Source organism: Bosea sp. Tri-49 (assembly GCF_003952665.1).
Lineage (GTDB): Bacteria > Pseudomonadota > Alphaproteobacteria > Rhizobiales > Beijerinckiaceae > Allobosea.
In genome coordinates, this window is the sequence record NZ_CP017946.1 from 3,006,526 (window position 1) to 3,025,702 (window position 19,177).

Below are 19,177 nucleotides of genomic sequence, written 5' to 3' on the forward strand. Positions count from 1 at the left end.
AAAGGCCGCGCCGGATCCGTCCGTCGCGGCCTTAATCTTTGATGACAATATCGAATACTGTCACATATTCGAGTAATTCGGGCCGCCCGCGCCTTCCGGCACCGTCCAGGTGATGTTCTGGGCCGGGTCCTTGATGTCGCAGGTCTTGCAGTGCACGCAGTTCTGCGCGTTGATCACGAAGCGCGGCAGCGACTGTTTCTCGGGATCGGCGTAAACCACCTCGTAGACGCCCGCCGGACAGTAGAGCCGCGCCGGTTCGCCATAAATCGGCAGGTTCTGCAGCACCGGCACGTTGGGATCGGTCAGCTTCAGATGCGCCGGCTGGTCTTCCTCGTGATTCGTCGCCGAGAGGAAGACCGAGGAGAGCTTGTCGAAGGAAATCTTGCCGTCGGGCTTCGGATAAACGATCGGCTTGACCATGCCGATCGGCTTCAGCGTGGCATGGTCGGGCTTGCCGTGCTTCAGCGTGCCGAAGGGCGACCAGCCGAAGAGCTGGTTCAGCCACATGTCGATGCCGCCGAGCGCGACGCCGCCGAGCGTGCCGAGCTTCGACCAGAGCGGCTTGACGTTGCGCACCAGCTTGAGGTCGCGCCCGATCTCGGACGAGCGCCAGCTCTCCTCGATGCCGTCAACCATGTCATGGGAGCGGCTGGCAGCCAGCGCCGGCACGAGATGCTCGGCCGCCAGCATGCCCGACAGGATGGCGTTGTGGCTGCCCTTGATGCGCGGAACGTTGACGAAGCCGGCCGAGCAGCCGATCAGCGCCCCGCCCGGGAAGGTCAGCTTCGGCACCGACTGCCAACCGCCTTCGGTGATAGCACGCGAGCCGTAGGAGAGGCGCTTGGCCCCCTCAAAGACGTCGCGGATCATCGGATGGGTCTTGAAGCGCTGGAACTCGTCGAAGGGCGAGAGCGTCGGATTCGTATAGTTGAGGTGGACGACGAAGCCGACCGAAACCAGATTGTCGTCGAAATGGTAGAGGAAGGAGCCGCCGCCGGTCGACATGTCGAGCGGCCAGCCGAAGGAGTGCTGCACCAGCCCCTTCTTGAACTTCTCCGGCTTGACCTGCCAGATCTCCTTGAGGCCGATGCCATATTTCTGCGGCTCGCGACCTTCATCCAGAGCGAAGCGCCTGATCGCGATCTTGGAGAGCGAGCCACGCGCGCCCTCGCCGAGCAAGGTGTAGCGGCCGCGCAATTCCATGCCGCGGGTGAAGCGCTCGGAGACGGTGCCGTCCTTGGCGATGCCCATGTCGCCGGTGGCGATGCCGGCAACCGAGCCGTCTTCGTTGAACAGCAGTTCGGCGGCAGCGAAGCCTGGATAGATCTCGACGCCGAGCGCCTCGGCGCGGGCCGCGAGGTAGCGTGCGACCAGGCCGAGCGAGCCGACGAAGTTGCCGTGATTGTTCATCAGCTTCGGCATCGCAAAATTCGGCAGGCGCGCGCCGCCGGCCGGGCCGAGGAAATAGAAGACGTCCTCGCTGACTTCGGTATGGAGCGGGCGCGCCTCGTCCTGGCGCCAGTCGGGCAGGAGCTTGTCGAGGCCAATCGGATCGATGACCGCGCCGGAGAGGATGTGCGCGCCAACCTCGGAGCCCTTCTCGACCACGACGACCGAGATCGCCTCGTCGAGCTGTTTCAGCCGGATCGCGGCCGCGAGCCCGGCCGGGCCGGCGCCGACGATGACGACGTCATAGTCCATGCTCTCGCGCGGCGTGCTCTGTGCTTCCTTCAGATCCATGCTGCCCTCCACCCCGCGCCGCTTATATGTCGTTAGATAGTTTATATATGAACTATCTCGATCACCCCGCCAAGCCGCGGGGCTGATTGGAATTCCTCTATCCGGGGCTCCCGGTTATTTTGCAACAGCGAACGGGCTCGCTTCGTTCCGTGCGGCGCGGTATTCTGTCGCCCATGTCCTTCGACGCCGCCTCCGCAGCCGAACTGATCGCCTGGTACGCCGAGATGGGCGTGACGGAAGCGCTCGACGAGACGCCGCACGACCATTTCGCAGCTGCACCCGAGCCGGCGCGACAGCCTGTCGCACGCCTCGTGACGTCCTCCCAACAGGCAACCGCGCGCCCGGCGGCAGCGGCCCCGGCGCCGCCGGACGAAGCAGCCCTGTCGGCCCGGGCGCTGGCGCGCGAAGCGACGACGCTGGACGAGCTCAAGGCGGCACTCGCCAGCTTCGAAGGCTGCCCGCTCAAGGCCTCGGCGAAGAGCCTCGTCTTCGCCGACGGCAATCCGGGCGGGAAGGTGATGGTCGTCGGCGAGGCGCCGGGCGCCGACGAGGACCGCGCCGGCCTGCCCTTCGTCGGCCGATCCGGCCAATTGCTCGACCGGATGCTGGCGGCGATCGGGCTCAACCGGCAGGAGCATGTCTACATCGCCAACCTCCTGCCCTGGCGTCCGCCCGGCAACCGCACGCCGACGCCGCAGGAGGTCGCGATCTGCCTGCCGTTCATCCAGCGCCAGATCGAGCTCGCCGATCCCGACATCCTGGTCTGCATCGGCGGCCCCTCGGCGCAAGGGCTGCTCGGCGTCTCCGGCATCCTGGCCTCGCGCGGCCGCTGGCGGGAATACGATACCGGCACGCGCGTGATCCGGGCGATCGCGACGCTGCACCCGGCCTATCTGTTGCGCCAGCCCCTGCAGAAGCGCCTGGCCTGGCGCGATCTGCGGGCACTCAAGGCGGCACTCGACGCGATGACACAGCGCTGAAGCCTTCGAGCGCTCCCTGGAAGGCACGGAAGGGAGGCCCGCTGAGCCATGCATGCGTGGCGTTGCCCTGCGTGATTGACAGGGCGCAAGGCTCTGCTAGCCGTAACGTCATGTCCGTTTCCACCCTGACGACCGCTGCCCGACGTCGATGCTGCACCATCGCGCAGCGTGGCGCATATGTTTGGCGACGACGATACTGAGCTGACTGCCCGGTCGTAGATCCCTCCAAGCATTCCGCAATCTGCCAGCTTCGCGCGGCGGGTTTTTTGTTGTCTCGGGACACGAGCATGACCTCAGCACAATCATTGTATTTCCGGCCTGCCGACATGCAGGACGTCGCGGCGATCCGCGATCTTGTTCGGGCCGCCTACGCGAAATGGGTGCCCGTGATCGGGCGAGAGACGCAGCCCATGACTGCCGACTATCGGCTTGCTGTCGCGCGGCATGACTTCGCGCTCCTGTATGACGGGGATGAGCTTGTTGGCCTGATCGAGACCATCGACAAGGGTGATCACATCTGGATCGAGAACATCGCCGTCGCGCCGGATCAGCAAGGGCGAGGACTCGGCCGCCGCTTGCTGGCCTATGCCGAAAGCCTCGCCTTGCGTGCGGGCTACGCCCAGCTGCGCCTGCTGACGAACGCAGCTTTCCAATCGAATGTGACGCTTTACCAAGCGGCCGACTACGCCGTGACAAGCACCGAACCGTTCATGGGCGGCACAACCGTCTACATGACCAAAATGCTGGGCGTAACAGCCCCAACGAGCGTGAAGATCACGCTCAAGGCGTTGGCGGGGGACTATGCCATCGCGCGCTTGCAGAATGACGCTCCCATTCCGCCCTGGGCTGATGGCGATGGTTTCGTCAGCATAAGCCGCACCGATGACGAGCTATCCATCGTGTGCCTGAGGGAACGTGTTCCTGACGGCACCCAGATCGACGCTGGCTGGACCTGCTTCAAGTTTCAGGGGCCATTCGCCTTCGGTCAGGCTGGCATCGTGCTTTCGGTGGTTCAGCCGCTGTCGACAAATGGCATGGGCATCTTCGTCGTGTCGACCTTCGACGGCGATCATCTGCTCGTGAAGGAAGCCGACGCCGAAAAGGCGCGCTCCACCCTGCTCCGAGCCGGTCATTCGCTGGTCTGAACGAGAGCAGGAGCAACGCTGCACCAACCGTCGCTCTCGACGCGCTTTGACGCAGCGGCGCGATGCCACTGCGTCACCACCGACGGCTGCCCTGTCGCATCGGCTTGATTATTCCGTGTGCAAAGTAGACCCTGCAACCGGCAGGGTCTTTCGGCCATGACGTTCGTGGCCGGTACGCCGGAGCGATGCGATGGAAATCGACGCCTTTCTGCTGTCCCGCATCCAGTTCGCCTTCACGATTTCCTTCCACATCGTCTTCCCGGCCTTCACGATCGGGCTGTCGGCCTATATCGCGACGCTGCTTGGCCTGTGGCTGAAGACCGGCGACCAGAAGTTCCATCTCCTCGCCCGCTTCTGGACCAAGATCTTCGCGGTCTCCTTCGCCATGGGCGTGGTCTCCGGCATCGTGCTCTCCTACCAGTTCGGCACGAACTGGAGCCGGTTCTCGGCGGTCACCGGCAATGTGCTGGGCCCGCTGATCGGCTACGAGGTGCTCAGCGCCTTCTTCCTCGAGGCCTCCTTCCTCGGCGTGCTGCTCTTCGGCTGGAAGCGGGTGCCGCCTTGGCTGCACTTCCTGTCGGCCATCATCGTCGCCGGCGGCACGGCGCTGTCGGGTTTCTGGATCCTGTCGGCCAATAGCTGGATGCAGTATCCGGTCGGGCACGAGGTCCGCGACGGTATCGTCTACCCCGTCGACTGGATGAAGATCGTCTTCAGCCCGACCTTTCCGCTGCGCTACGCGCACATGATGACGGCGGCCTATCTCACGACCGCCTTCGTGGTGCTGGCGACCGGCGCACGTCATCTGCTCGCTGGCCACCGCACCGAATCGGCCAGGACGATGGTGCGGATGGCAATCCTGATGATCGCGCTGACCGCACCGCTGCAGGCTGTCATCGGCGACTTCCACGGCAAGCAGACCGCGATCTACCAGCCGGCCAAGCTCGCTGCGATCGAGGCGCACTGGGATTCGTCCAAGCCCGGCGCGCTCGTCCTGTTCGCCTGGCCGGACGAGAAGGCCGAGCTCAACCGCTTCGAGATCGCGATCCCCGGCGTCGCCAGCCTGCTTACCCATGGCAGCATGGACGCCCTGTTCAAGAGCCTGAAGGACTTCCCGCGGGAGGACCGCCCGCCGGTGCTGGTCCCCTTCTTCGGCTTCCGGCTGATGGTCGGGCTCGGCACGCTGATGATCCTGTTCGGCTGGGTCGGAGCCTGGCTCTGGTGGCGCGGCCGCATCTTCGAGTCGCAGCGCTGGCTCTGGCTCGCCCAGTACACTTGGCCTGCCGGCTTCGTCGCCATTCTCGCCGGCTGGTTCGTCACCGAGGTCGGGCGCCAGCCCTGGGTCGCCACCGGCATCCTGCGCTCCAAGGATGCGGTCTCGCCGATCACCACCGCCGAGGTCGCGATCTCGCTGGCGCTGTTCGTCTTCGTCTACTGCGTCGTGTTCACCGCCGGCATCCTCCTGATCAACCGCCTGATCGCCAAGGGACCCGACGAGATCAGCCATGAGGACCCGCCCGAGCAGCCCTCGAAGCGGCCGCTGAAGGCAGCGCAGGCACCGGCCTCGGCGATCTTCGGCGACGGCCATCCCGGCGACGACAAGATCCAGCCGGCGAGCTGAGGAGAACCTAAGATGGAATGGTATCTCCCCGTGATCTGGGCCGGGCTGATCGGCACCGCCGTGATGCTCTATGTCGTGCTGGATGGTTTCGACCTCGGCATCGCCATCCTGTTCCCGACGACCGGGGACGAGGGCGAGCGCGACCAGATGATGAACTCGGTCGCGCCGTTCTGGGACGGCAACGAGACCTGGCTGGTGCTCGGCGGCGCCGGCCTCTGGGTCGCGTTCCCGCTGGCCTATTCCGTGATCATGCCGGCCTTGTATCTGCCGGTGACGCTGATGCTGCTGTCGCTGATCTTCCGCGGCGTCGCCTTCGAGTTCCGCTGGGTGGCAAAGCCGAAGCACCGGATCTGGGATCTGGCCTTCTGGCTCGGCTCCACGACCGCCGCCTTCTCCCAGGGCGTCATCCTCGGCGGGCTGATCCAGGGCATCAAGGTCGCCGACAGGCAGTTCGCCGGCGGCCCGTTCGACTGGCTGACACCCTTTACGCTGATGTGCGGCGCCGGCGTCGTCGTCGGCTATGCCCTGCTCGGCGCAACCTGGCTGGTCTTCAAGACGGAAGGGCCGGTGGCCGATCGCGCCCGCCGCCAGGCCAAGACGTTGCTGCTCTGCCTGCTCGCCTTCGCCGCGCTGGTCTCGCTCTGGACGCCCTACGCCCATCCGCGTATCGCCGAGCGCTGGTTCACGCCCTCGAACCTCCTGCTGCTCTGGCCGTTCCCGGTGCTGACCGCCTTCTGCGGCTACATGGCCTGGAAACGGCTCCACGGAGCGCATGAGTTCACGCCCTTCGCCTTCACCATCGCGATCTTCCTGCTCTGTTTCCTCGGGCTCGCGATTTCGAACTACCCGTATCTGGTGCCGCCGAGCCTGACGATCTGGGACACGGCGGCGGCGCCGTCCTCGCATGTCTTCGTGCTGATCGGCGTGACCTTCCTCCTGCCGATGATCCTGTTCTACACGGCCTTCGTGTACTGGACCTTCCGCGGCAAGGTGAAAGCCGATGCCGGGTATCATTGAGCACCTCTGCCGCGGGACTTGAGTTCCGCCGCCGCGTCGCGGACATTGGCGAGGCTGCAACAAGGGTTCGCGCATGCGTTGGGAAGATTATCGCCAGTCCGAGAATCTCGAGGACCGGCGTGGCGGTGGCGGCGGCGAATATGCCGGCCTGCCCGGCGGGCGCGGCGGCATCGGCATCGGCACCATGGTCGTGCTCGGCCTGCTCGGCTGGGCGCTCGGCATCGATCCGCGCCTGCTGATCGGCGGGGCCGAGTTGATCGGCGGCATCGGCGGGCGCAGTGCGCCGACGCAGGAGCAGCGCAAATCTGCCGGCCCGCCACAGGACGAGATGGGCCGCTTCGTCTCGGCCGTGCTGGCGCAGAACGAGGATGTCTGGAGCAAGGTCCTGCCGCAGCAGGCCAACCGCAAATACGTGCCACCGAAGCTGGTGCTGTTCAGCGGCGTCGACCGCTCCGGCTGCGGTACGGCACAGGCGGCGATGGGGCCGTTCTACTGCCCCAACGACCAGCGGGTCTATCTCGACCTCTCCTTCTTCCAGGAGATGCAGCGCAAGCTCGGCGGCGGCGGCGACTTCGCCTATGCCTATGTCGTCGGCCACGAGATCGGCCATCACATCCAGAACCTGCTCGGCATCCTGCCCAAGGTGAACGAGATGCGCCAACGGATCTCCGAGCGCGAATCGAACCAGCTTTCGGTGCGGGTCGAATTGCAGGCCGACTGCTTTGCCGGCGTCTGGGCCTACAACATCCAGGCGATGGACCGCATCCAGCCCGGCGACATCGACGAGGCGCTGCGCTCCGCCTCTGCGATCGGCGACGACAAGTTGCAGCAACAGGGCCGCGGCGTCGTCGTGCCGGATTCCTTCACGCATGGCTCGTCGGCACAGCGCACGCGCTGGTTCAACACCGGCTTCAAATCCGGCTCGATGCAGAGCTGCGACACCTTCCGCACCAACCAGCTCTGACGTTCCCTCGTCATTACGAGCGTCAGCGAAGCAATCCAGGAACGGCAGAGTTCTACATCCCCCTGGATTGCTTCGTCGCTGCGCTCCTCGCAATGACGGTCGCGTTCAGAGCTCGGCGCGCTCGCGACGCACGGTGAGCCGGCGCGGCGCACGCGCCAATCGGCCGGACAGGATCTGCGTCTTCGGCGCCAGGAGCCCTGCCCTGACATGGCGTGAACGCAACGAGACGGCGCCCCATTCGCGCAACCTCGCGGCCATGCCGCGCAGTGGCATCAAGGCCGGCCGCATCGCCATCGTCAGCAAATGCCGCTCGATGCTCGGTGTCCATTGCGGCTCGGGCAGGTCGCCGGCTTCGAGCAGGATCACCCAGTCGCCGCGCGCCTGTGCGACCCCGCTGGACCAAGCCTCGCCATTCTTGGCCAGATTCTTGGCCCTGACATAGCTGGCGCCGGTCTCGTCGGCGAGACGTTCGATCGCTGCGTCATCCGCCTCGTCGATCACCACGGCATGGCCGATCACGCCCTGCGCGACCGCCGGAATCAGCACGGACAAGGTCGCTGCGAGCGCTTCGACGTCGCGATTGGCCCGGATGACGGCGGTGATCATGGGCGGTCAGCTTATGACGCAGTGCAACATGTCGCAATCCTGTCACTTGCATTTTGTTCCTGCTATGTTCACATTCCTTGGTCTCGGATCAACCGATTCCGCCGGGAGACGAAGCCATGCTGCAGGCCAGACCCTCAGCCAGGACGCAACCGCTCAAGCGTCGCGACAGCGAGCCGGGAAGCGTCTCGGCGCCGTTGCGCACCCTGCCGGTCGATCCGCTCGCCTATGTCGGCAGCCAGATCGACCCAGAGCGACGGCGCGGACGCGGCGCAACGATCAATCCCGGCGGCCGCTATGAGGCCGAGCAACGCATCAGCGAAGATGACGGCTGGGGCTCGCTCGGCGAGCTGCCCCCGTTCAAGACCGAGGTCTCGGTCGAGAAGCCGCGGACCATCATCACCAGGAACGACTCTCCGGATATTTCCTTCGACCGCTCGATCAACCCCTATCGCGGCTGCGAGCATGGCTGCGTCTACTGCTTCGCGCGGCCGAGCCATGCCTATCTCGGCCTCTCGCCCGGGCTCGACTTCGAGAGCAAGCTGACCGCCAAGCCCGATGCGGCGCTGCTTCTTGAGAAGGAGCTGTCATCGCCAAGCTACCAGCCCCGTACGATGGCGATCGGCACCAATACCGACGCCTACCAGCCGATCGAGAAGAAGCTCAGAATCATGCGCGGGATCCTGGAGGTGCTCTCGAAATTCAACCACCCGGTCGGCATCGTCACCAAATCGGCGCTGGTCCAGCGCGACATCGATATCCTCGCGCCGATGGCGGCAAAGGGGCTGGTCAAGGTCGCGCTCTCGGTGACAACGCTCGATCCCAAGCTCGCCCGCAACATGGAGCCGCGCGCTGCGTCGCCCGCCAAGCGGATCGAGACGATCCGCAAGCTCTCGGAAGCCGGCATTCCGGTGACGGTGCTGGTCGCGCCGATCGTGCCGGCGATCAACGAGCACGAGATCGAGCGCATCCTCGACGCCGCCAAGGCTGCGGGTGCGCGCGAGGCCGGCTATGTGCTGCTGCGCTTGCCGCTCGAGGTGAAGGACATCGTGCAGGACTGGCTGGTGACGCATCACCCCGACAAGATGCGCCATGTCGTCTCGCTGATCCGCTCGACCCGCGGCGGCAAGGACTATGACGCCGCCTGGGGCCAGCGTCAGGTCGGCTCCGGCCCCTATGCCTGGATGATCGGCCGGCGCTTCGAGATGGCGGCCGAGCGGCTCGGCTTCAACAGCGCGCGGCTGCGCCTGCGCACCGACCTCTTCGTCAAGCCGGAGAAGGAGAAGGCGCAGCTCAGTTTGTTCTGACCACTGCCTGCTCTACACGCAGCCCTCATCTTGAGGAGCGCCGCAGGCGCGTCTCGAAGGATGCTTCCAGCGCGCTCTGGATCATCCCTCGAGACGGCCGCTACGCGGCCTCCTCAGGATGAGGACTGTGGATGCGGCATTCGGGTCGGCAGACCTTCGCGCCATGATCTGGCATAGCGGAGCCATGACCGCCGATTTCAGCCGCGAACAGGCCGCGATGATTGCCGGGCGCGCCCGCGTCGCCGGCGTGGACGAGGTCGGGCGCGGGCCGCTCGCCGGCCCGGTCGTCGCAGCCGCCGTCATCCTCGATCCCTCGGCGATCCCGGACGGGCTCGCCGATTCGAAGGAACTCACTGCCCAGCGCCGCGAAGAGCTCTGTGTCCTGATCCTCGGCAGTGCCTTGGCGGTTGGGGTCGGCAGTTCCTCCGCGGCGGAAATCGACACGATCAACATCCGGCAGGCGACCCTGCTCGCGATGCGGCGTGCAGTGACGGCGCTGCCGCTATCGCCCGATCTCGTGCTGGTCGACGGCAACGATCCGCCGGCGCTCGCTTGCGGCTGCGAGGCCATCATCGGCGGCGATGGGCTGATCGCCTCGATCGCCGCGGCCTCGATCGTCGCCAAGGTGACGCGCGACCGCATGATGGCGCGGCTTTCGCTCGCATATCCGGCCTATGGCTTCATCAGCCATGTCGGCTACGGCACGGCTGCGCATCGCGCCGCGCTGAAGACGCATGGCCCCTGCCCCGCCCACCGCTATTCCTTCGCGCCGATCAAAGGTGTCTGGTCACGCTCGCTTGTCTGAGCCTGCCGGAGGCACCATGCCCACCTTGACGATGCATCAGGTCGACGCGTTCACCGACCGGGTGTTCGCCGGCAACCCGGCTGCCGTCCTCATCCTGGATGACTGGCTCCCGGAAGAGACGATGCAGGCGATCGCCAATGAGAACAACCTCGCCGAGACCGCCTTCGCTCGGCCGAACAGTTCCGGCTGGGATCTGCGCTGGTTCACCCCGGTCCACGAGGTCAATTTCTGCGGCCATGCCACGCTCGCGACCGCGCATGTCCTCGCCAGTGCCCACTGCATCCCGGGCGAGATCGAGTTCGCCACCCGGGTCGGTCCGATCCGGGTCTCACAGCAGGGCAAGGGCTACCGGCTCGACCTGCCGGCTTTCGCTCCGGAGCCGATCGATGCTCTGCCCCCGGCGATCACTGCGCTCTTCCCGGTTCCGCCGCGCGCGCTCTTCCGCAATTTCGAGAACGTCTTCGCCGTCCTGGCGGACGAAAAGGCGGTGCGCACCTTCGTGCCCGATGCCGCCGCGATCGCGACGTTAGCCCCGCTCTGCTTCGGCATCACAGCGCGCGGCGAGAGCCATGACTTCGTCTCGCGCTATTTCGCCCCCAGCGCCGGTATCCCGGAAGATCCGGTCACCGGCTCGATCCACGCGACTCTGGTCCCATACTGGGCCCGCGAGCTCGGCAAGACCCGCCTCGAAGCCTTCCAGGCCTCAGCGCGCGGCGGGCATCTCGGCTGCGAACTGGCGGGAGAGCGCGTGCTCGTCACCGGGCAGGCTGTGACCTTCATGAAGGCCGAAATCTACCTGCCAAACTGACGGCCAGAAGACCCGCGGAACTGCTCCCGAACTGCCGCAACGGCACCCGGGAGCCGGTTACCTTTCCTTAATCTCCGTTACGAATTTCCAAACGTATTCAATGGGCTAGGCAAAATCTGCAGCCCCAGAATGGGACGCATTTTTTTCACCCCGGAAACCCGCCCTTTACCCTGACCAGCCAGGATCGCGACTGTTGAAGTTGCGTAACGGTCTTGGCGTCATGAGTACCTCGCGTACCGGGACCGCCAGCGCTCCCGTCCGGATTCAGGTTTCGCGTACCGGACGGCCCGCGCTGGGGGCCCGGATGAAGGCCACGAGCCTTCTTCCCACTCAGGTTCTCCCTCGGGAGCTGCCGCTCGATCAGGTGATCGTCGGCGATTGCGTCGCCGCGATCGAGGCGCTGCCCCCGGGGAGCGTCGATCTCGTCTTCGCCGACCCGCCCTATAATCTCCAGCTCGGCGGCGATTTGCGCCGGCCCGACGACAGCCTCGTCGACGCCGTCGACGACGACTGGGACAAGTTCGCCTCCTTCGCCGAGTACGACGCCTTCACCCGCGCCTGGCTCACCGCTTGCCGCCGCGCGCTGAAGCCCGACGGCGCGCTCTGGGTGATCGGCTCCTATCACAACATCTTCCGGGTCGGCTCGATCCTGCAGGATCTCGGCTTCTGGATGCTGAACGACATCGTCTGGCGCAAGGCCAACCCGATGCCGAATTTCCGCGGCCGGCGCTTCACCAATGCGCATGAGACGCTGATCTGGGCAGCGCGCGGCGAGGCCTCGAAATACACCTTCCACTACGAGGCACTGAAGGGCGGCAATGACGACCTGCAGATGCGCTCCGACTGGTATCTACCGCTCTGCACCGGCGATGAGCGCCTGAAGGACGACAAGGGCTCCAAGGTCCACCCGACCCAGAAGCCGGAATCGCTGCTCGCCCGCGTGCTGCTCTCGGCCAGCAATCCCGGCGATATCGTGCTCGACCCCTTCTTCGGCACCGGCACGACCGGCGCCGTCGCCAAGGCGCTCGGCCGCCACTTCATCGGCATCGAGCGAGAGCAGGTCTACGCCAAGGCGGCGCGCGAGCGCATTGCTGCGGTTCAGCCGCTGCCGCCGGAAGCCTTCGCCACTGCGCCCTCGAAGCGCAGCGAGCCGCGCGTACCCTTCCTCAGCCTGGTGGAAGCCGGATTGGTGAAGGCAGGCGAGCGCGTCTTTGACGAGAAGCGCCGTCACAGCGCCACGATCCGCGCCGACGGCACGCTGGTGCTCGGCCCGGCCGTCGGCTCGATCCACAAGGTCGGCGCGCTGGCGCAGGGCCTGCCGGCCTGCAATGGCTGGACCTTCTGGCATGTCGAGCGTGAGGGCAAAGCCCTGCTGCTAGATGCGCTGCGCGGCGAGATCAGGACGCAGATGGCGGCGGCCTAAAGCCGCCGCAGCTCCTCCAGCCCGGCTTCCAGTGCCTTCAGGAAGACATTCGGGAACGCTTCTTCCTTCAGCCGGTTGAACGGCGTGAAGCGCATGCCGTCTGGCGCCTGCGTTTCCAGCGGGACACGCCCGGCGAACACGGTCAGCTCCAGCGGGAAATGCGTGAAGACATGGCGGACCGGCAGCATCAGCCGCCGCCATTTCGCTGACACCGGCGCATCGCGCAGGGCATCGCTCAGCTCGTAGTCCGCCCGCCACTCGCCACCGGGCACCTCGACCATGCCCCCGAGCAAACCCTTGGCCGGCCGCGTGCGCACCAGCACGGCGCCATCCTCGCGCATCGCGACGAAAGCGGCGCCATAACGGGTCTTGCCGGTCTTCTTCGCCGCCTTGCGCGGGAAGCTCTCCTGCGTACCCTCGATCCGCGCCTGGCAGGGCTCGCGCCAGGGACAGAGCCCGCATGCCGGCGAGCGCGGCGTGCAGATGGTCGCACCCAGATCCATCAGCGCCTGCGCGAAATCGCCGGGCCGATCATGCGACAGCAATGCCAGCACCCGCTCGCGGATCAGCGGCTTGGCGCCCGGCATCTCGTCTTCGATCGCGAAGAGCCGGGTGATCACCCGCTCGACATTGCCGTCGACCGCAACGGCCGGCCGGTCGAAGGCGATCGCCGCGATGGCGCCCGACGTGTAGACGCCGATACCGGGCAGTGCACGCAGGCCCTCCTCCGTACCGGGGAAGCGGCCGCCATGCTGATACGCGACCGCCTGGGCGCAGGCGTGGAGGTTGCGGGCACGCGAATAATAGCCGAGCCCGGCCCAGGCCTGCATGACGTTCTCAGAAGGCGCGGCAGCCAACGCCTCGACAGTCGGGAACCGCGCCATGAAGCGCTCGAAATAGGGTTTCACCGCCGCGATCGTGGTCTGCTGCAGCATGATCTCGGAGACCCAGACGCGGTAAGGGTCGGCGCGCTCGCCCGGCAGCGCGCGCCAGGGCAGGACGCGGCGATGGCGGTCATACCAGGCGAGGAGATCGGCGGCGCGGGGCTGGGGAACGGGAGCGTCCATGGTCTCCGGGTGTAATGCGTCGGGCGAGACAGGCAAGAGCGGCCGGTGCTGCGCGACACATCGGAGATCACGCTATAGCTGCAATGGCGGGCCCGGCGCGCAGTGTCACACAAATGTCCGCGGCGGGCGGGAGCTTCTCCCGAAGCAGAACGAGGGCGAGGCTGTCGTGATGGCGATACTTGAGGAATTCGGCCCCGAGATCTGGATCGCCGATGGGCCTCAGGTGACAGCGGCGCTCGGATTTCACTATCCGACGCGCATGGCCGTAATCCGCCTCGCCGGAGGGGAGCTGTTCGCCTGGTCGCCGACAGCGCTGACCGACGAACTCAAAGCGGAACTGGCCTCCCTCGGCACGGTTCGCCATCTCATTGCGCCCAACTCGCTGCATCACCTGTTCATCGCCGACTGGAAGCAGGCCTATCCCGATGCCCGCCTCTATGCCGCTCCCGGAGTGCAGGAGAAGCGCAAGAATCTCGTCTTCGACGCTGAGCTCTCGGATACGCCGATGCCGCCTTGGATGGGTGAGATCGATCAGGTCCTGATGGCCGGTAACGCCATCACGGCCGAAGTCGTCTTCTTTCACGTGAAGAGCAGCACGGTCCTGTTCACTGACCTGCTGCAGCAGTTTCCGCCTCGTTGGTTCACCGGCTGGCGAGCACTCGTCGCAAAATGGGACCTGATGCTCGCCCCGGAGCCTTCGGTGCCTAGAAAGTTCCGTCTTGCTTTCACCGATCGGCGGGCCGCGCGGGCGGCGGTCGAACGGTTACTGTCATGGCCTACCAAGACGGTCCTGATGGCGCACGGAAACCCGGTCCGGGCCGATGGCAGCGCTTTCCTGAAGCGGGCGTTTCGCTGGCTGACTGGCTGATCGAGCCGGTGCCTCATGCGGCGAGTGGTCGACTTGCATCGCCGCCGCTCGCCTGCGCAAATTGCCCCATGGTCGCAAAACCTCTCGCCGAACTGATCGACGACTGTCTCGCGCCTGCGCTCGCAGCGCAGGGCTTTGCGGGGCGCTCGGTCGTCGCCTTCTGGCCGGAGATCGTCGGCGAACGGCTGGCGCAGCGCACGCGGCCGCTCAAGATCGACTGGCCGCGGCGGCGTGGCGCGCCGGGAGAACTGTCGGACCCGGCGACGCTGGTGGTGCGCGTCGAAGGCGCCTTTGCGCTGGAGATGCAGCAGCTCGGCCCGCTGGTGCTGGAGCGGGTCAACAGCCATCTCGGCTGGCGCGCCGTCGGCAAGCTGGTGCTGAAGCAGGGGCCGGTCGCGCTGCCGCCTGCGCCAAAGCCCGCTCCGCCGCCGGATCCGGCCGCGCTGGCTCGGATCGATGCGCAGGTCGCGGGCGTCGAGAGCGTCGAGTTGCGCGAGGCGCTGGCACGGCTCGGGCGCGGCATCGCACAGCGGCGCCAGGTCGCTGGTGACGACACGGCTTCGTGAGCGGGAACCGGCGAACCGATCTTGCCACAATCCTGATGGCGACTATGGTCCGCAGCAATTACTTTGCCACCAGGGATTTTCTCATGACCAGCCGCCGCCAGGTGTTGATCGGCTCCGCCGCCTTGGCCCTCTCGCCGCTTCTCGCCAGCCAGGGCGCCTCGGCCCAGACCCTTCCCGGTGTCGCCAACCCGCTCGGCGATGTCTGGCTCGGCAGCGCCGACGCAAAGGTCTCGATCATCGAGTATGCCTCGCTGACCTGCAGCCACTGCGCCACCTTCCACAAGGACACCTGGCCGGCGCTGAAAGCCAAGTACATCGACACCGGCAAGGTGCGCTTCGTGCTGCGCGAGTTCCCGCTCGATCCGCTCGCCACGGCCGGCTTCATGCTGGCGCGCTGCAACGGCACCGACAAATACTACCCGTTGACCGACCTGCTGTTCGCGCAGCAGCGCAACTGGGCCTTCACCGAAAAGCCGGTCGATGCGCTCTCGAATCTGGTCAAGCAGGCCGGTTTCACACAGGAATCTTTTGAAGCGTGCCTGAAACGGCAGGACATTTACGACGCTGTCACGCAAGTTAAGGAAGGTGGGGCCAAGGCTGGCGTGGACTCCACCCCGACCTTCTTCATCAATGGGCAGAAGCGCTCCGGTGCACTCAGCCTCGCCGAATTCGACAAGATCCTCGAGCCGCTGCTCGGCAGCTGAGCCGGCCGATAGCCCTATGGCGCGTCAATGCAGCTGACGCGCCTCAAGCTCGCCGGCTTCAAGACCTTCGTCGAACCGGCCGAGTTCCAGATCGAGCCGGGGCTGACCGGCATTGTCGGCCCCAATGGCTGCGGCAAGTCCAATCTCGTCGAAGCCCTGCGCTGGGTGATGGGCGAAAGCTCGTTCAAGAACATGCGCGGCTCGGGCATGGACGATGTCATCTTCGGCGGCTCGTCGGAGCGCCCGGCCCGCAACATGGCCGAGGTCGCGCTCACCCTCGACAATAGCGACCGCAAGGCGCCCGCCGCCTTCAATGATGCCGAGGTGCTCGAGGTAACCCGCCGGATCGAGCGCGAGGAAGGCTCGACCTACCGCATCAACGGCAAGGAGGTGCGCGCCCGCGACGTGCAGCTCCTCTTTGCCGATGCAGCCACGGGTGCGCGCTCGCCGGCGCTGGTGCGTCAGGGCCAGATCAGCGAGATCATCTCGGCCAAGCCGCAATCGCGCCGGCGCATCCTTGAGGACGCCGCCGGCATCGCCGGGCTGCACAGCCGCCGGCACGAGGCGGAACTGCGGCTCAAGGGCGCTGAGGACAATCTCAACCGACTCGAGGACGTGCTCGCCGAGATCGACGGGCAGGTCGAGGCCTTGCAGCGTCAGGCGCGCCAGGCGACGCGCTATCGCAATCTCGCCTCCGATATCCGTAAGGCCGAGGCGGTGCTGGCCCTGATCGCCCATCACGAGGCGCGCGCGCAGGAGGCTGTGGCCGAGCGCGCCCTCGAAGCGGCCGTGCGCGATGTCGCGGACAAGACTGGTGTGCAGGCGGAGGCGGCGCGGTTGCAGGCGATCGCGGCGCACGCCCTGCCCGAGCTGCGCGAGAATGAGGCGGCTGCAGCCGCTGCCCTCGTCAGGCTGAAGCGCGGTCTCGACGAGATCGAGGCCGAGAACCGGCGCACAAAGCAGCGCACCGAGGAGTTGGCGAAGCGCCTTGCCGAATTGCAGGGCGATCTCGCCCGGCAGGAGAACCTCGGAAAAGATGCCACCGACAGCCTATCGCGGCTGATGGCCGAGGATGAGAGCCTGCGGCTGGAGGCCGAGGCTGCGGCAGGAGGCAGCAAGGCCGCTGCGATTGAGCTCACAGAAGCGGAGAAAGCGCTGACGGCGGCGGAAGCCGAACATGCCGCGGTCCAGGCACGGCTCTCCGAATTGACGGCCCGGCGCGGTGCGCTCGAGCGCGCCGTGCGCGAGGCGAAGGAGCGTGAGGGCCGCCACGCCGGCGAGCGCGAGCGGCTGCAACGCGACCAGGCGGCACTCGATGCCGACGGCACCACCGCCTCGCTCGATGGGCTGCGCGCCGCGGTCGCGACCGCAGAGACCTCGATGCAAGGTGCGGATGCGGCTACTGGCGTAGCACGCAGCGCTCTCGCCGCCGCTCGCGAGGACGAAACGCGTTTGCGTGGCCCGCTCGCCGAAGCTGACCGCAAGGCACAGCGCCTCGAAACCGAAGTCCGTACCTTGCAGAAACTGCTCGCCCCGGCGGCGGGCGGGCGCTGGCCGGCGATCCTCGATTCGATCGCGGCGGCCAAGGGTTACGAGACGGCGCTGGGCGCGGCGCTCGGCGACGACCTCGACGCTTCGGCCGATCCGGCGGCGCCGGCGCACTGGTCCGACGGCGGCGGCGGCGAAAGCGATCCCTCCCTTCCCGATGGCGTCGAGCCACTCGCCAAACATGTCCGTGGGCCGGCGGCGCTCGCCCGGCGCCTGCGCCAGATCGGCGTCGTCGCCCGGGACGATGGCGCCGGATTGCGACCGAGGCTGCTGCCGGGGCAGCGACTGGTCTCGCGCGAAGGTGACATCTGGCGCTGGGACGGCTTCACCAGCGCCGCCGATGCGCCCTCGCCTGCCGCCCGTAGGCTTGTGGAGAAGAACCGGCTTGGCGATCTGGAACACGAAGCGCAGGCTGCGCGCGAGGCGGCCGAGGCGTCTCGCGACGATCTCGACCAGGCGAGTGAGCGCACAAAGACGGCGGCGCTGACCGAGGCGAAGGCTTTGGAGACGGCCCGCGAGGCGCGGCGCGCCCTCGACCAGGCCCGCGAGCGGCTGGCGCAGGCTGAGCGCAAGGCTGGCGAGACGGCGGCCCGCCGCTCGGCCCTGACCGAAGCGATCGGCCGGCTCGGCCAGAACATCGCCGATGCGCAGGCGCAAGCCGAGGCCGCGAATCAGGACTTGGCCGGTCTCGCGCCGGCGCCCGAACTGGAGACCGCCCTGCTTGCCGCTCGCGCCGAACTGGGTGAACGGCGCGCTGCAGCCTCCGATGCACGAGCGCGCGTGCAGACGCAGGGGCGCGAGGCCGAGCTGCGTAGCCGTCGGCGCGAGGCGATCGCTGGGGATCTGCGCGCCTGGCGCGAGCGGGCGGTGACGAACGAGCAGAGCGCTGCCGACACGCGCCGGCGAATCGAGACGACCGCGGCCGAGCACAAGGCGCTGCTGGAAGCACCCGACACCTTCCTGGTCGAGCGCCGCCGCCTCCTTGGCGAAATCGAGACCGCCGAGGGCAACCGGCGTGGCGCCGCCGACAAGCTCGCCGCCGGCGAGGTCGCGCAGGCCGAGGCCGACCGGCAGGCGCGCGCGGCGCTGGAGGGGCTGGCGGCTGCGCGCGAAGGCCGGGCAAGCGCGGAAGCGCGGCTCGAAGCGGGGCGTCAACGCCTCGCCGATGTCGTGCGCCAGATCGTCGACGGGCTGGAGACTGAGGTCGCCAACCTGCATCAGATCGCCGGCCTGAAGGTTGGAGACACGCCGCCGGATGCCGAGGATGTCGAGCGCCGGCTCGGTGGGCTCAAGGCCGAGCGCGAGCGCCTCGGCGCCGTCAACCTGCGCGCCGACGACGAGCTCTCGGAGGTTCAGGGCAAGCGAACCGGCCTCGCGACCGAGCGCGACGACCTGACCGAGGCGATTCGGCGGCTACGCCAGGCGATCGGCGCGCTCAATCGCGAAGGCCGGGAGCGGCTTCTTGCCGCATTCGAAATCGTCAACGGCCATTTCCAGCATCTGTTCGGGGTGCTGTTCGGCGGCGGCACGGCCGAGCTCACGCTGGTCGATTCGGAAGATCCGCTCGAAGCCGGGCTGGAGATCATCGCGCGCCCCCCGGGCAAAAAGCCGCAGGTGATGACGCTGCTGTCCGGCGGCGAGCAGGCGCTGACCGCCACCGCGCTGATCTTCGCGGTGTTCCTGACCAACCCCTCGCCGATCTGCGTGCTCGACGAGGTCGATGCCCCGCTCGACGACGCCAATGTCGAGCGTTACTGCGACCTGCTCGAGGAGATGGCGCGCAACACCGCGACCCGCTTCATCCTGATCACGCACAACCCGATCACCATGGCCCGCATGGACCGACTCTTCGGCGTCACCATGGCTGAGCGCGGGGTGAGCCAGATGGTCTCGGTAGACCTCGCCACGGCCGAGCGCATCCGCGAGGCGATCTGACTCCTTCGCCGCAACGCACAAGAATCGCGCCAAGAGCTCCATCTCAGTCTAAAATCATTTTATTTTTCAAGGCATT

Annotated in this window: 16 protein-coding genes and 1 pseudogene; 14 read left to right on the forward strand and 3 right to left on the reverse strand. The window is 66.9% G+C overall.

From position 1 onward, the window contains the following. Window positions 1-60 precede the first annotated feature (60 nt). Window positions 61-1,740, reverse strand: coding sequence for an electron transfer flavoprotein-ubiquinone oxidoreductase (locus tag BLM15_RS14785; protein ID WP_236846308.1), 1,680 nt, complete (start codon window positions 1,738-1,740; stop codon window positions 61-63). Window positions 1,741-1,913: 173 nt separating this feature from the next. Between BLM15_RS14785 and BLM15_RS14790 the strand changes: the two genes are divergently transcribed. The 6 genes and pseudogenes from BLM15_RS14790 (at window position 1,914) to ypfJ (ending at window position 7,467) form a co-directional block, all read left to right on the forward strand. Then, complete coding sequence (locus BLM15_RS14790) at window positions 1,914-2,720, forward strand: uracil-DNA glycosylase (RefSeq protein WP_126113474.1); 807 nt, start codon at window positions 1,914-1,916, stop codon at window positions 2,718-2,720. Window positions 2,721-3,130: 410 nt separating this feature from the next. After that, window positions 3,131-3,379, forward strand: a pseudogene (locus BLM15_RS14795) (GNAT family N-acetyltransferase); the annotation flags it as partial. Between the two features lie 81 nt (window positions 3,380-3,460). Beyond that, window positions 3,461-3,865 (forward strand): ACT domain-containing protein, encoded by a 405-nt coding sequence (locus BLM15_RS31635; RefSeq protein ID WP_206438669.1) that lies wholly within the window; start codon window positions 3,461-3,463, stop codon window positions 3,863-3,865. Between the two features lie 190 nt (window positions 3,866-4,055). Then, window positions 4,056-5,486 (forward strand): cytochrome ubiquinol oxidase subunit I, encoded by a 1,431-nt coding sequence (locus BLM15_RS14800; RefSeq protein WP_126113475.1) that lies wholly within the window; start codon window positions 4,056-4,058, stop codon window positions 5,484-5,486. A 12-nt stretch (window positions 5,487-5,498) separates the two neighbouring features. Next, on the forward strand, window positions 5,499-6,503 hold the full coding sequence (gene cydB / locus BLM15_RS14805; RefSeq protein ID WP_126113476.1) for a cytochrome d ubiquinol oxidase subunit II: 1,005 nt from the start codon (window positions 5,499-5,501) through the stop codon (window positions 6,501-6,503). A gap of 73 nt (window positions 6,504-6,576) precedes the next feature. Then, window positions 6,577-7,467, forward strand: a complete 891-nt coding sequence (gene ypfJ / locus BLM15_RS14810) for a KPN_02809 family neutral zinc metallopeptidase (protein WP_126113477.1) — start codon at window positions 6,577-6,579, stop codon at window positions 7,465-7,467. Between the two features lie 105 nt (window positions 7,468-7,572). On the opposite strand, the gene BLM15_RS14815 is transcribed toward ypfJ, so the two are convergent. After that, window positions 7,573-8,073 (reverse strand): hypothetical protein, encoded by a 501-nt coding sequence (locus BLM15_RS14815; protein WP_126113478.1) that lies wholly within the window; start codon window positions 8,071-8,073, stop codon window positions 7,573-7,575. Window positions 8,074-8,189: 116 nt separating this feature from the next. Here BLM15_RS14815 and BLM15_RS14820 point away from each other — a divergent pair, with 116 nt between their 5' ends. From BLM15_RS14820 to BLM15_RS14835, 4 genes are all read left to right on the forward strand, one after another. After that, window positions 8,190-9,377, forward strand: coding sequence for a PA0069 family radical SAM protein (locus BLM15_RS14820; RefSeq protein ID WP_126113479.1), 1,188 nt, complete (start codon window positions 8,190-8,192; stop codon window positions 9,375-9,377). A 184-nt stretch (window positions 9,378-9,561) separates the two neighbouring features. After that, complete coding sequence (locus tag BLM15_RS14825; RefSeq protein WP_236846309.1) at window positions 9,562-10,182, forward strand: ribonuclease HII; 621 nt, start codon at window positions 9,562-9,564, stop codon at window positions 10,180-10,182. A gap of 16 nt (window positions 10,183-10,198) precedes the next feature. Continuing rightward, window positions 10,199-10,990 (forward strand): PhzF family phenazine biosynthesis protein, encoded by a 792-nt coding sequence (locus BLM15_RS14830; protein ID WP_126113481.1) that lies wholly within the window; start codon window positions 10,199-10,201, stop codon window positions 10,988-10,990. 220 nt (window positions 10,991-11,210) lie between these two features. Next, a complete protein-coding gene (locus BLM15_RS14835) occupies window positions 11,211-12,413 on the forward strand; it encodes a site-specific DNA-methyltransferase (protein WP_126116186.1) in 1,203 nt (400 codons plus the stop codon). Here BLM15_RS14835 and mutY read toward each other — a convergent pair. Next, on the reverse strand, window positions 12,410-13,480 hold the full coding sequence (gene mutY, locus BLM15_RS14840) for an A/G-specific adenine glycosylase (RefSeq protein ID WP_126113482.1): 1,071 nt from the start codon (window positions 13,478-13,480) through the stop codon (window positions 12,410-12,412). The two genes, BLM15_RS14835 and mutY, sit on opposite strands and share 4 nt — an antisense overlap. A gap of 169 nt (window positions 13,481-13,649) precedes the next feature. Between mutY and BLM15_RS14845 the strand changes: the two genes are divergently transcribed. From BLM15_RS14845 to BLM15_RS14860, 4 genes are all read left to right on the forward strand, one after another. After that, a complete protein-coding gene (locus tag BLM15_RS14845; protein WP_164547521.1) occupies window positions 13,650-14,348 on the forward strand; it encodes a DUF4336 domain-containing protein in 699 nt (232 codons plus the stop codon). Window positions 14,349-14,416: 68 nt separating this feature from the next. Further along, entirely contained in the window at window positions 14,417-14,914 is a 498-nt protein-coding gene (locus tag BLM15_RS14850; RefSeq protein ID WP_126113483.1) for a DUF721 domain-containing protein, read from the forward strand. 83 nt (window positions 14,915-14,997) lie between these two features. Next, window positions 14,998-15,618 (forward strand): DsbA family protein, encoded by a 621-nt coding sequence (locus tag BLM15_RS14855; RefSeq protein WP_126113484.1) that lies wholly within the window; start codon window positions 14,998-15,000, stop codon window positions 15,616-15,618. A 27-nt stretch (window positions 15,619-15,645) separates the two neighbouring features. Then, window positions 15,646-19,101: a chromosome segregation SMC family protein gene (locus BLM15_RS14860; RefSeq protein WP_126113485.1), complete on the forward strand. Its 3,456-nt coding sequence runs from the start codon at window positions 15,646-15,648 to the stop codon at window positions 19,099-19,101. Window positions 19,102-19,177: the final 76 nt, after the last annotated feature.

Bases quoted from the DNA above. Each gene is read 5' to 3' on its own strand.
- ypfJ (WP_126113477.1), top strand. From the start codon at position 6,577: ATGCGTTGGGAAGATTATCGCCAGTCCGAGAATCTCGAGGACCGGCGT.
- BLM15_RS14815 (WP_126113478.1), bottom strand. From the start codon at position 8,073: ATGATCACCGCCGTCATCCGGGCCAATCGCGACGTCGAAGCGCTCGCA.
- mutY (WP_126113482.1), bottom strand. From the start codon at position 13,480: ATGGACGCTCCCGTTCCCCAGCCCCGCGCCGCCGATCTCCTCGCCTGG.
- BLM15_RS14800 (WP_126113475.1), top strand. From the start codon at position 4,056: ATGGAAATCGACGCCTTTCTGCTGTCCCGCATCCAGTTCGCCTTCACG.
- BLM15_RS14820 (WP_126113479.1), top strand. From the start codon at position 8,190: ATGCTGCAGGCCAGACCCTCAGCCAGGACGCAACCGCTCAAGCGTCGC.
- BLM15_RS14785 (WP_236846308.1), bottom strand. From the start codon at position 1,740: ATGGATCTGAAGGAAGCACAGAGCACGCCGCGCGAGAGCATGGACTAT.
- BLM15_RS14835 (WP_126116186.1), top strand. From the start codon at position 11,211: ATGAGTACCTCGCGTACCGGGACCGCCAGCGCTCCCGTCCGGATTCAG.
- BLM15_RS14855 (WP_126113484.1), top strand. From the start codon at position 14,998: ATGACCAGCCGCCGCCAGGTGTTGATCGGCTCCGCCGCCTTGGCCCTC.
- BLM15_RS31635 (WP_206438669.1), top strand. From the start codon at position 3,461: ATGCTGGGCGTAACAGCCCCAACGAGCGTGAAGATCACGCTCAAGGCG.
- BLM15_RS14860 (WP_126113485.1), top strand. From the start codon at position 15,646: ATGCAGCTGACGCGCCTCAAGCTCGCCGGCTTCAAGACCTTCGTCGAA.
- cydB (WP_126113476.1), top strand. From the start codon at position 5,499: ATGGAATGGTATCTCCCCGTGATCTGGGCCGGGCTGATCGGCACCGCC.
- BLM15_RS14830 (WP_126113481.1), top strand. From the start codon at position 10,199: ATGCCCACCTTGACGATGCATCAGGTCGACGCGTTCACCGACCGGGTG.
- BLM15_RS14845 (WP_164547521.1), top strand. From the start codon at position 13,650: ATGGCGATACTTGAGGAATTCGGCCCCGAGATCTGGATCGCCGATGGG.
- BLM15_RS14790 (WP_126113474.1), top strand. From the start codon at position 1,914: ATGTCCTTCGACGCCGCCTCCGCAGCCGAACTGATCGCCTGGTACGCC.
- BLM15_RS14850 (WP_126113483.1), top strand. From the start codon at position 14,417: ATGGTCGCAAAACCTCTCGCCGAACTGATCGACGACTGTCTCGCGCCT.
- BLM15_RS14825 (WP_236846309.1), top strand. From the start codon at position 9,562: ATGACCGCCGATTTCAGCCGCGAACAGGCCGCGATGATTGCCGGGCGC.